We start from the raw sequence: 12,976 nt of genomic DNA on the forward strand, positions 1-12,976 counted from the left end.
TCTAAAACAGTTTATCATATGAAAACCAAAGCATTGATTGTCATGACGATAATAAGCGCCGTATTTGCGAGCGCATGTAAAAAATTTATTGATCAACCCTTAAAAGGTTCCTTAGAAGGACAGTTTTTGGGTACTAAAGAAGGAGTTCGCGATCTATTGATCGGCACCTACGCTGTACTCGACGGCCAGCAAGGCGGCGATGCAGCCATTGGTGGCGGCGGGGCTTGGGAAGCTTCTCCGGATAATTGGATATATGGTGGTATTGCCGGTGGTGATGCTAATAAAGGTAGCGATCCTGGTGACCAAACCCCGATCGAATCTATATCCAGATTTACCACAGATCCCACAAATGGTTTTCTCAACAGCAAATGGAAAGCTGATTACGAAGGTATATCAAGAGCAAATACAGTATTACGCACTGTTACCCTTGTAAAAAACTATACAGAAGATGAATTAAATAACATCATCGGTCAAACGCGTTTTTTAAGAGCGCACTATTATTTTGATTTGAAGAAAATGTTTGACAAGGTTCCGTATATCGACGAGAACACCACCGACTTTAATCAACCGAACAACACTGATATTTGGCCGCAAATAGAAGCCGACTTTAAGTTTGCTTACGAAAACCTACCGGGTTCACAGGAAGATGCAGGAAGAGCCAATAAATGGGCTGCCGGCGTGTATTTAGCTAAAACTTACCTTTACGAGCATAAGTTTGAGCAAGCCCGTGATCTATTTGAAGTGGTTATTGCTCAGGGAACAACTGCAAATGGCCAACATTATGCGTTGAACGAAAGATTTGAAGATAACTTCAGGGCAGCAACAAATAATAGTGCTGAATCGGTTTTTGCTGTACAAGCCGCTGCCAATGCAGATCCGGGTGGCATATCAAACGCCAATAATGGCGATATGCTCAACTTCCCATATGGCGAAGGCAGCCCTTTTGGTTGCTGTGGTTTCTATCAACCATCTATTGACCTGGTAAACCACTTTCGTACTAATCCAACTACCGGCTTGCCTTATCTCGACGATTATAATAGCCATGCTATTAAAACTGACATGAAGTTAAAATCATCTCAGGATTTTACTCCTGACGAAGGCACCATAGACCCCCGTTTGGATTGGACCGCTGGCAGACGTGGAATTCCATACTTAGATTGGGGGATTCACCCTGGAAATGACTGGGTACGAAATCAGCCTTACGCCGGACCGTATTCACCGATAAAGATGGTTTACGGGCAGGCGACGCAAGATACGGAAGGTGATGGCCATTCCTGGGCTCCAGGATCAGGTATCAACAATAATATCATCCGATTTTCTGATGTTCTGCTGATGGATGCGGAAGCGCAGGCGCAAACCGGCGGACTGGCACGTGCTATGGAATTAGTTAATATGGTACGTAAGCGCGCCGCAAACCCCGATGGCTGGGTGCATACCTATAAAGATCCTTCCAAACCAACGGGCGGTTTTACTAATACGCCTGCAGCTAATTATAAAATTGGTTTGTATACGATGGCATCGTTCAGTTCAAAAGAAGATGCTTTAAAGGCCATTTACTTTGAGCGTAAAATAGAACTGGCTTTAGAAGGTCATCGTTTTTTTGACCTGGTGCGGTGGGGTATAGCCGAGAAAGAACTTAACACCTACTTTGCTTACCAGGGCCAGCTTACTACCGATGTAAGAAACGGACATTTTACAGCAGACAAAAATGAATATTACCCTATCCCGCAGCGGCAAATTGACTTGAGCGCAGCGGGCGGCACATCAAAATTATCACAAAATAAAGGCTATTAAACAGAATAAGGTTTGGATAAGAAAGCCTGCAAATGTTGCAGGCTTTCTTATTGTATTCATAAATTCGCCATTATAACAATTGGTACTTTGAAGTAATAGATTGTTTGTGAAGGGCGCTAGCTTTACAAAGTATTGTTATCAATTAATTGATATATAATGTTCAAATCCTGTTGCTTCGATCAAGTGGACAATCACAAACTACAAAAACCCTGTAAATTAGCTAATTTACAGGGTTTTTTCTGATTACAAACTATTGCATCAGTAATGGTACTTTAATGTTTATTGCAACAATCCGCAAGCTGTTAAAGCTCACAGTTAGCAATCAAATCATATTTATTTAAGATCAATTAGCCTTAGATTTTAGTAAATATAATCTTGCGTAAAGCTCAGCTATACAAGCCTCATCTAATAGCCATTTAGGCTTTTCCAATTGCTTTTCATGGGGTAACCAGCTTTTAGTTACAAAGCCATATTTATCCCTTGAATTCTGCCATGCGTAATTAAGATCGTGTTCAATGGCGGCAAGATATTTGTAATTGTGGTCAATTCTATAAAGCGCTTCATAACCTCTGAATAACACGGTCACAAACCATGGCACATCAATATGCAATTTCAAATCTTTGCTGTGCGGTAAGTTACTGTAATAGATATAGCTGCTTAAAGCCAATTGCTTTGCCTGTTCAAGGTATTTCTTTTCCCCGGTAAATTTATAAAGCATTACAGCCGCCTCAATCATTGATCCGGTGTTATAGGTCCAAAATGTACGATTTTGTTTACCATCAAGCTTCACATCATTAGTAATAATACCGGTTGAGCTATCTCTAAGTGTAGTGTACATCCAGTTGTAAAAACGTTTCCCCTGATTTAAATAATACGGTTCTTTGCATCCCTCGTAAATTTTGAGTGCTGTTAACGTGGCCATACCATTGCTGCAGGCAGGTTTCTGATCATTATGCCCCTCCAGCCAGGTTACACCGCCGCCAACATCATTATTCCACCCGCTTAAAATAAATTGGAATACCTCTTTAGCCCGCTGCAGGTACAATGGGTTCCTGGTATTAAAATAGGATTCCATGTAATCTATACCTACCAAACCATTGTCATCATAATAACGGTCGGTTTTTTCAAATTTAACGGGATATGCCTGATAGCCCGGCGGCTTTCGCCGGTTATCCCGGTATTGCTCAATTCCAATTACCAAACTATCCTGGTAAGGTTTATACTTGGCTTTTAGACCATGGCCGCGCATCAGGATATTAGTTGCTGTAAAAACACCGGAGAACGGCCAAAGAAAGCTAACTTCTTTTTCCTTAACAGCTTCGCCCTGAAAATAATTCAGCGAATCGCTTTTACCAGTAGGATAATTCTCCGAGAACAGCCCGGTATACTTGCTTACCCGATAGCTTTTCCACACTAAACCGTACATCGCCTCAGCACGTTGCTTGTATATATTTGCAGTTGGTTGTGCCCATAGCAGACATGGCAACAATATAATTGTTAAAACAAGAGCTAAAATATTTTTCATGTTGTACTTACTGCGCCGACGGCGGTGGTACCTTTGTTCCCCAGGATGTATTAGGCTGATTGCCCATCACAAATTTTAGTTCGCCGCCATTCATCAAGTCATCCCTATATAGCCAGCAGTTATCCAGTGGCTTGCCATTGAACAAAGCCGATTGAATGTATACATTACTTGCGCTATTATTTTGCGTCTCGATCGTTAGCTTTTTACCATTACCAAGCGTAACAGTGGCTTTGGCAAATAGCGGACTGCCAAGCTCAATGATCGGTTTCAGATCGGTTAGACCTTTTACATCAAATAAGCCGAGCGCATTGATCACATACCAAGATCCAAGCTGTCCCTGATCTTCATCCTGTCCGTAACCGTAGCCATGTATAGGTTCTATGCCGTAAAATTCACGGCCGATTGCCCTTGTCCATTTCTGTGTAAGCCAAGGCTTGCCAGAAAAATTGAACAGCCAGCTGATGTGTAAATTAGGCTGGTTGCCGTGGTTATAGATGGAATTGATACCAGCAAACGCATCGATTGTTTTACCGCCGCCAAAACCGAGCTTTTCTGATACGGTAAATATGCTGTCAAGACGTTTGTTGAAATTGTCTTTCCCAATTGCATTGATCAAACCCGCTGGATTTTGCGGCACATAAAACGTATATTGTACAGCATTGCCTTCCTGAAACCCCCGCCATGGTTGGTAAGGATCAAACTTGTCAATGAAGCTGCCATTAGCGCGCTTAGGTTGCATCAGTTTATTTTGTGGATTAAAAATATATCGCCAACCATTAGATAGCTTGATAAACTTGTTATAGTCAGCTGTTTTACCCATTGCTTTGGCCATTTGCGCAGCGGCGAACGCGCTGTAACTATATTCCAAAGTATGTGAACCGGCAAAATTTGATCCGGTAGAATCGGTCACAAAATCACGACCGGTCTGGTCAAAATAAGGCACATATCCGTGCTCTAAAAATGCTTTTATATCTAATTTACCTGAACCCACAGGGCGGTTTTTATAGCTCAGTTCGTTGGCTTTTACTGCCTCATAAGCCAAATCGACGTCATAATTACGGATACCCACCTGATAGGCACCGGCCACTGCAAGCCCCACAAAATTGGTTCCTACGCCCGATACATATTCACTGTTGGCAATACCATCTCCAAACCAGCCTTTATCTTTATATAGTTGAAGCTCCGTATTTACAAAACTGCCATACCAATCGGGGTATGATAGCGCCCACAATTGTGTTATGTTCCAAAACCCTCCCCATATCGCATCAGAATTGATAAACTCAGCCTTAAGCTTATCATTCGCCTGCGAGGGCAAATGGCCGGTCTGACCGCTGTGTTTAGGGTAATCGCCGTTTACATCGCTAGCTATACCGCGGCCTAACAAGGCATGGAAAAGCCCGGTATAAAATTTGGTCTTGTTTTGGATATCGTTATCCTCAACAGTTATTTTACCAAGTTGGTCCTGCCACGTTTGCTGCGCCTGCTCTTTAGCGTTTTCAAAGCTTAAGCCTTTAGCTTCAGCTAAGTAATTGGCTTTGGCATTCGCATTAGAAGTATAGGAAAGCCCGGTTTTTACCTCAATGGTTTCATTATCTGCTGTTTGATAGTTCAATACTAACCCGGCTCCCTTACCTTCGGCATGATCTGTTTTATCCAGTAATTGCTCTGCGGTAAAAGCCGTCACACTTACAGGCTTTTTACTTAATTCTCCGTAAAAATACATGTTCACCTTTCCTTGCGGATCGTATATCTTCACATATTTAGGGTAAGTGCTTACAAAACCTTCAAAATGAGTATCATCAAGCATTTTAATGTTGGCATCGGTTACAATGTCACTTTCGCCCTGCTTATTACCTATATCCAGGATGATATGGGATTGGTCGTTTTTAGGGAATGTGTAACGCTGAAAACCAACACGCTTGGTAGCAGTAAGTTCGGCGGTAATTTTGTAGTCATCCAGTAGCACCTTGTAATATCCCGGCTCTGCAACCTGGTTCTTTCTATCAAACTTGGAGCGGTAGCCAGGTGTTTTTCGTTCCAGATCGCCAGGCTTGGTGATAATTGCGCCGGTAGTTGGCATGTAGCTTACACCACCCACCTGCCATTCATGGAAATGAACAAATCCTTCGATAGAATTTTGCCGGGTATCGTAACCCACCGCCTCCCAACCTGAAGGATTGCCATAGCTTCCATTGGTTGACGGAGCAAGCTTGGCCATACCATAAGGCACCGCAGCCGGTGTATAAAAAAACCAGCGACTATGAGCTGTGCCGATGTTCGGATCAACGTATTTTAAGATACTTTCACGTTTGGTGCTACAACCAGCTAATGCAAGAGCAACGAATGCAGCAACTGAACTATACTTAAATTTCATGTAGATAGTTTTAACTAAGCGGCAACACCGCTTTTATTTATTATTATATTTTGACATCATGGCCTGTATTCTTTGCATCCAGGCTTGGTCTACGCCTTCTATTTCAGGAGAGCGATCGTTCCCTGCAAATCCGGCAAAGTAATAATATGCTTTGGTATCGGCATTACGGGAAGCTTTATTTAATGCATCAATGTTATTACGAGCGTAAGTCAGCCACTTTTCGTTTTTGTCCTTCTCATACAAACGGATCATTCCCTGTGTACCCCATCCACACCATGCAGGGTTAACGCGGGTTTGGGTAGGATCAGTATTAAAAATGTACCCTTTATATTGTGCGTTCCATAAGATGGCATTCATGGCATTACCAATAGCTTGCGCTTTTGCAAGATATGATGGATCTTTCAAAGCCTCGCCCAAAAGGATGTCGGCTTCCAGCATAATCGCATTATCGTATGTAAATTTCTCGTAATGCTTAGTGCCGGCACCACCGCCGTCAATTTTCCAAATGTATAGTCCGCTTGCCGAATCATACATATTTGCACGCAACCAATCATTCACTTTAACTGCCCAATCCCGGTAGGTTGTTTCTCCTGTGATTGTGTAGAGCTTTGCAAAAAGCTGCATGGCTACACCGTTTGATTGCGTTGGTTTATCGGGCTTGGAGGTGTTCCACCAAAAGCCGCCCCCATAGGTACTATCCCACAAGCCGCTATTGATCAGCCATTCGGCACAGGCTTTTGCCTTAGCCAGGTACGCCGCCTTATCAGCGCCACTGGTTACTTCATAAGCTTCGAGGTAAACCATGCCTGTAAGGCCATTATCATCCACAAACTTATCGCCTGCCGCACCGGTACCGTTCAGGTTTACCGAGGCGAAATAACCGCCGCGCAGATCTGTCTTGTCCCAAAAGTTTTCCATGAACTGAAATGTTCTGTTCATGTACGTAGCTTGCGATGCATCTCCGGCAGCTATAAGGGCAGCATCGGCGTATATTTGGCTTACATTGTACCACTCGTAGCAATTATTAGCATGCGTAGTTGTATTGGCGCGGTAGCTAAAGTTAGATGTAAGCAAATTATTGGTTATAAAATTTCTTGTTTCTTTGGCCAGGGACAAATAATCAACACTTGTTACAGGCGGATCTACCGGCGGTTTTGTACCACCCCCACCTGTACCAGGATTAATCTCTTTATCTTTCCCGCAGGATGCAATCAGTATAGCAACTGCGGCAGTCAATCCTAATATTAATCTTTTCATAATGATAGATGTAAAAAATGCACCCGCAGCATGCTGCGGGTGCTCACAAATTTATAGCACAGTTACTTTATGTGTATAGGCTGCTGGTTGCAGCATCACATCCACCTTCACATTCTTCCTGTCGGCAGATGGGTCAAATTTATAAGTATTGTCCCACTGGGCATTAGTAACCGGCACCAAGTAAAAATAAGATGCAGGCTGGCCTGCCGGTGCAACGTTGTTGGGATTTGTGCTGCCCTGATATTCCAATCCGGCTGCTGTGTGCAAAATGAATTTGTAACGCTCGTCACGACCCCAGTCAAACTGGTAGAATTCCACCGCAACCTTCGGCGCTTCAAAAACGCCATTGCCTATATAGTTAAGCGTACCGATCTCCTTGCCGTATGCAGACATATACAGGCCAATAGATTGTATCTCGACCGATTTGGTGGTAGCAGATGTAAAATCAAAGTTTAAACGATATGCTTTGGCATCACCCGATACACTTGTCGTTTGCGAACCTTCTTTAATAATGCCATTTTCTATGTAATATTGCTTGCCCCCGTCAGCATTTTTATCTGTTAAATAGTAATCACCAGCTTTGAGTGAGGTATATGTTTCAAAAACGCCGTCTTCAATTTTTTTCAACTTCACCGCCTTACTCAAATCAGTTCCGCCTTCAGTAGCTGAACCAGTGATGTATAAATCGACCGGATTTTCAGCAAATCCAGCCGGACGCTCAAGCTGCAGCGTCCGTGATGCTGATGCAGGTTTGGCATTTGTTCCCTTTGAAGCGATCACCGTCCATTTTAATTTACCTGTACTTGATGAAGGTATGCCCGCAGCGTTGGCGATTTTGTTCAGCTCTTTATGGCTGATTGTAAGTTGTGTTTGTACGCCAGCACCATCAGATAATATCTTAGATACAGGCTTACTAAAATCTCCGTCCTGTTTATCAAAGGCGACCTCATAAAGCACAAGTCCTCCATCATCTGTACTTGCAGCATCCCATTTGAAAAGCACACTTGCAGAGCCTGTAGGGTCCAGCTTTACATCAGCGTTATCATTTGGTGTAGCTAATGCGCCTACCGGGCTCAGGTTTAAGTTCAGCGGCATTTTATCTTTTTTGCAGGAAGCGGCGATGATAGCCATTAACAGCAGGCAACCGGCCAGCTTTATTATCTTTTTCATATTGATTGTTTTATTAATATTATTTGGTGTAACCAGGATTTTGCCCGAGGTTCTTGTTCAAGTCAACATCATGTGCAGGTATAGCCCATAAATAATCGCGGTTAGCATTGAATTTACGCAGCTGCGTCCTGATGTAGCCATTATCCGTATTTTGGTCGGTAGAGAATTTAGCGCCGTGGATATACCCGTTCATTACAGTTTCAGCAATTTTCCATCTTCTGATATCATCAACACGTAAACCCTCCATTGCTAACTCTACCCTGCGCTCGCGGCGGATGATATTGGTCATATTCGCCGGCCCCGGATAATTCAACGCTCCGGGATCAGTAAAGCCTGCCCGTTGACGCAAAGCACCTATCGTTTTGTTCCATACAGTGGCATCCATTTGGCCGAGGCTTTGCTTAGCTTCGGCGTAGTCCAGTAGTATCTCTGCGTACCTGATGAGGTGCAGGTTGTTGCCGGATACGAAGTTTGCTAAAGCGCTTGGGTCGTAATATTTTCTCCAATAATAAGCGGTAGCCGATGCTGCCTGCGAGCCCGCACTATATTCGTCAAGGCCGGGTTGTACAGGATCTGTACCTGGTTTGATATATATAGTTTTGGTAGTATTATTAGCATTAACCCAGGTGTACCGGTCATACACAATTGTAGCTGTTAAGCGCGGATCACGGTCCACGTAAGGATTATTCTCGTTATAACCCGAGCCGTCTTCTTTAACACCTTTTCCGTTCAGCATAATATAATCGTCAACCAGTTCCTGTGTAGGTGCCATACTGCTTACGCGGCCGCCCACTGTACGTGGTGCAAAGTCCCAAAAGTTTTGCCAGGTGCGCAGCGTGGGCACATACTGTAACGATAAGATGCTTTCCTTTGTATTCTTATTTACGTTAGGATCACTAAACAATGCGCTATAACTGGTCTCTAAACCGTAAGTACCGTAAGTACCCTGCTCGTTAATCAGTTTTTCACAAATGCTTACCACATCTGCCATACGGTCGCCCTGGTACAACAAAACTCTTGCTTCTAATGCAAGTGCAGCACCTTTGGTAATGCGGCCATTCTCGTTAGCAGGCAGGTTAGTACTCGTTGGAAGGTCGTTTACTATGGCCTCCAGTTCATCAACAACAAACTTCACCACCGCAGCTTTTGGTGAACGTGATATTGTCTGCGCTTCTTCGGGTGTAATGTCCTTATCAACAATTGGCACATCGCCATACCATTTAGTAAGGTTAAAATGTTCAAAGGCACGAATAAAACGTGTTTCTGCAACGAGCCTTGCTTTTGTAGAGGCAGGCAAGGTGGTATTTTTGTCAATGTTTGCCAAAAAAATATTGCACGACTTAATAGCGGAATAATAGTTATTCCAGTCTCCCGCAAATTTGCCAGTTTGCGAAGTTGCGTTACCACTGGCAATCACATTAAGATCACCTGAAGGTGAATAAGCGTTATCAGATAGCGCTTCAGCGTCGAAATATAAGCCGCTATTATAAATCAGGCTGTAATTATTATTAAGTGCGTTATATACGTTTGCATCCACCTGCCAAAAGGTAAGGTCAGAGAAACGGTCTGTTGGTGCAATATCAAGTTTCTTACAACCTGATGCCGCTAAAACCGTAACAGATGCGATTAAAAGCTTTTTAAAAAATTTCATTTTCTTATATTTTAAATATGATCTGTTCTTAAAATGTTACATCAAGGCCTGCCCCATAGAATACCGGCAGCGGATATTGCCTTGCACTGTTTGATGCCGAACCTGGGTTAAGATTATTACCAAACTCAGAGGTCTCTGGATCTATGAATTTAAGCTTGCTTAGCGTTGCCAGGTTTTGACCGATAAGTGATAAACGCAGGCGTTGTATGCCAAGCTTTTTTGTTACTGCAGGGCTAAAGCTGTAACCAATATTTATGTTCTTTAAACGTACGTAGGCGGCATCGTATTTATACAAATCTGAACCTGTACGCCAGTTGTTGGTGTTTGACGGCGAACCAATATTAGCCAATATCGGGTACCGGGCGTTTGGATTGCTTGGCGACCAGATATCGGTTTGATGCTCATACACGGTAGCGCCATATCCGTAATGGAAGGGCTCAACCAATTCGCCGCGAAGAAAGGCATCACGCTTGCCAACACCCTGGATAAACAAGGACAGGTCGAAACCCTTGTAAGCAATGCGGTAGGTGAAACCAAATGTATACCGTGGGAATGGGTTACCTAATATAGTTTTGTCTTTTTCATCAATAATACCGTCACCATTTAAATCTTTAAATTTCAAGTCACCCGGCTGCACGTTATTGCCGGCAATTTTTGGTGAATTGTCAATGTCCTGCTGGTTCTGGAAAAAGCCGTTGGTCTCATAACCGTAATATTGAGTTATAGGAGAGCCTACGCGTCTTATCAGTTGAAATACATCCTGGTTATAGATGGTTTCTGTTGCGCTGCCGGTAAGCTTTAACAACTTATTCTGGTTATCTGCCACATTTAAACTAAAGCTTTGTGTAACATCCTTACTGCGCAAATTATAGGTTACCGAAGCTTCCCAACCGGTGTTTCGCACTTTTGCTACGTTATAATCAGGAGATGCGGCACCAAATATGAAAGGTACATCAGCACGCGGTGCCAGAATATTACTTGTTGTAGAACGGAAGTAGTCAAATGTAGCTACGATCTTATTATCAAATAAACCTGCATCTAACCCGATGTTTAGTTTAGCTGATCTTTCCCAGCCTATGTCAGGGTTAGCAATGTTTGTTCCCGCGCCACCAACAATATTGTTACCAAATCCTTAGGCATTAGGATAGTTAAAATAAGTGGTTTGATATTGGAAATTATTAACGTTTTGGTTACCCACTGTACCGTATGAGGCCCTTAACTTTAAAGTAGTTAAAGTATTCTTTAACGATTGCATAAACGACTCCTGCGTCACAATCCAGCCGGCGCTCACAGATGGGAAAAAGCTTGCTCTTTTACCCGCTGCAAACTTAGAGGACGCATCATTACGGAACAACGCTTCAAACAAGTATTTATCTTTATATGAATAATTTAAGCGTCCGATCACAGAAAGCAAGGCATTTGAGTTGACCGCGATGCTGTTTGTAGAAGCATTTGCATCAATAATAGTACCTGTTGTAGATGTACCCAATAAGGGATCAGTAAAGGTTTTTTGCAACTGGAAGCCTCGCTGACTATAAGTTTCGCTCTCGACACCTGCCTGTATCTTGAAAGTATGATCGGTTATTTTTTTACTGTACTCTGCAAAAACCTTGGTATCAGTTAAAAGCGATTTGCTGTTACCATCTAACACGGACAGGTCATTACCATAAACTCCGGCCGGAAGGTAATCAACTTGTGTACGGCGGAAAAATGTCCCGTTATTTTGTATAGTACCACCAAACTGACCGGTAATTCGCAAATCTTTGGTAACGTTTAACTGTCCGGTAAATGAGCCGAATATCTCATCATTGTCCGCCTGGTTATAACCACCTTTTTCCAATACGCCATACTCATTATACTGAGATGCTACCGGATTGGTCAGATAGTTTCCATTCTCATCCTTCCAGTTATAATTATGCGGCACACGATTGGCGTCGGCAAAAATGTTATTATCACCAACGCTGTTTGTTTTGTTACGCGTTTTGGTGTAATTAAGAATAATGTTTGTTTTGAATTTACCTATCTGCGAAGTTTGATTTAATCGCAGGTTGTATTTCTGGTAACCAAAGTCGGCTCCGCTGCCGCCATTGCCTATCAGGTTGCTTCCCTGATTTTGATAACCTGCCGATACGTAATAAGAATTTGTTTCGCCGCCGCCGCTAATGCTCACATTATGCGATTGAAGCGGTGCCTTTTTCAAAAGATGCTCAATATCCCAGGTTCCGTTCCCCTCATCTTTCAATGCCTGTATTTGCTCGGGGGTGTATGCAGGCGGCAGACCCGAGTTAATGAGCGATTGGTTTTTATAATAAGCGTTGTCCCACGCATCAACTTTATGAACCAAAACGTTTGCATCCTGCAAACCGTAACTACCATTGTAGTTAACCGTCGGTTTGGCATTTAATCTGCCGGCTTTAGTGGTAACCAAAATAACGCCGTTGGCCGCACGCGAACCATAGATAGCAGCGGAACCTGCGTCTTTAAGTACCGATACACTGGCAATATCATTAGGGTTAATGGTATTCAAATTACCGCCGATTATACCGTCAATCACTACAAGAGGTGTATTGTCTCCTAAAGAGTTAACACCACGGATGTTTACGGTAACATCGCTGCCCGGATTAAGATTAGTTTGTTGTATGATCAAATTGGGAGACTCACCCTGCAGCGCCTGGTAAGTGTTAAGCACCGGTTTATTCTCAATATTTTTTGAGCTGATCGTTCCTACGGCACCGGTAACGTTTATGCGTTTTTGAGTACCATAGCCAACCACAACCACTTCATCAAGGCTGGTGTTATTAGGTTTTAGCGTTATATTAATTTCGTTACGGCCACTAATGGGTGTGGTTTGTGTAGCGAAACCCAAAAAGGAGTAGGTGATACTGCGTCCCGCATAAGTGTCAGGCACGTTAAGTTTATACCTTCCATTCACATCGGTCACAGTGCCAATGGTTGTTCCTGCAATGCTTACGCTTACACCTGGAAGAGCCTGATTGTTTTCATCTACAACGCGACCACTTACTGTGATGTCGAACCGGTTGACGGTTAAATGAGCTGATGTTTTTACGGGTGCTGCGTTTGCCATGCCGCTGACTCCTCCTGCGGCACAAAGCATGGCAAGCAATGGCCGGCTAAAAAGCCACTTGCGTTTAAAGTTGTGTAATAATTTTGATCTCATATTTTTTAGGGTTAGTTGGTTAGTTTA

General features: G+C 43.1%; 8 protein-coding genes. 1 reads left to right on the top strand and 7 read right to left on the bottom strand.

Features of this window, described 5'->3' with window-relative positions:
• The first annotated feature begins 18 nt into the window (after positions 1-18).
• Positions 19-1,794, top strand: a complete 1,776-nt coding sequence (locus ACFQZX_RS12870; protein ID WP_377115934.1) for a RagB/SusD family nutrient uptake outer membrane protein — start codon at positions 19-21, stop codon at positions 1,792-1,794.
• A 343-nt stretch (positions 1,795-2,137) separates the two neighbouring features.
• Here ACFQZX_RS12870 and ACFQZX_RS12875 read toward each other — a convergent pair whose 3' ends face one another.
• The 7 genes from ACFQZX_RS12875 to ACFQZX_RS12905 are packed head-to-tail and all read right to left on the bottom strand — an operon-like array spanning position 2,138 to position 12,949.
• Complete coding sequence (locus ACFQZX_RS12875) at positions 2,138-3,319, bottom strand: glycoside hydrolase family 76 protein (RefSeq protein ID WP_377115936.1); 1,182 nt, start codon at positions 3,317-3,319, stop codon at positions 2,138-2,140.
• A gap of 7 nt (positions 3,320-3,326) precedes the next feature.
• Entirely contained in the window at positions 3,327-5,693 is a 2,367-nt protein-coding gene (locus tag ACFQZX_RS12880; protein WP_377115938.1) for a GH92 family glycosyl hydrolase, read from the bottom strand.
• Between the two features lie 33 nt (positions 5,694-5,726).
• Complete coding sequence (locus ACFQZX_RS12885; RefSeq protein WP_377115940.1) at positions 5,727-6,950, bottom strand: glycoside hydrolase family 76 protein; 1,224 nt, start codon at positions 6,948-6,950, stop codon at positions 5,727-5,729.
• Positions 6,951-7,001: 51 nt separating this feature from the next.
• Positions 7,002-8,120, bottom strand: a complete 1,119-nt coding sequence (locus ACFQZX_RS12890; RefSeq protein WP_377115942.1) for a SusE domain-containing protein — start codon at positions 8,118-8,120, stop codon at positions 7,002-7,004.
• 19 nt (positions 8,121-8,139) lie between these two features.
• On the bottom strand, positions 8,140-9,771 hold the full coding sequence (locus tag ACFQZX_RS12895) for a RagB/SusD family nutrient uptake outer membrane protein (protein WP_377115944.1): 1,632 nt from the start codon (positions 9,769-9,771) through the stop codon (positions 8,140-8,142).
• 28 nt (positions 9,772-9,799) lie between these two features.
• The gene (locus ACFQZX_RS12900; RefSeq protein WP_377116175.1) at positions 9,800-10,888 is read right to left on the bottom strand and encodes a TonB-dependent receptor domain-containing protein; all 1,089 of its coding nucleotides are present in this window, start codon (positions 10,886-10,888) and stop codon (positions 9,800-9,802) included.
• A 15-nt stretch (positions 10,889-10,903) separates the two neighbouring features.
• Positions 10,904-12,949, bottom strand: coding sequence for a SusC/RagA family TonB-linked outer membrane protein (locus tag ACFQZX_RS12905; protein ID WP_377115946.1), 2,046 nt, complete (start codon positions 12,947-12,949; stop codon positions 10,904-10,906).
• Between the last annotated feature and the right edge of the window lie 27 nt (positions 12,950-12,976).

Source organism: Mucilaginibacter litoreus (assembly GCF_042676805.1).
Taxonomy (GTDB): domain Bacteria; phylum Bacteroidota; class Bacteroidia; order Sphingobacteriales; family Sphingobacteriaceae; genus Mucilaginibacter; species Mucilaginibacter litoreus.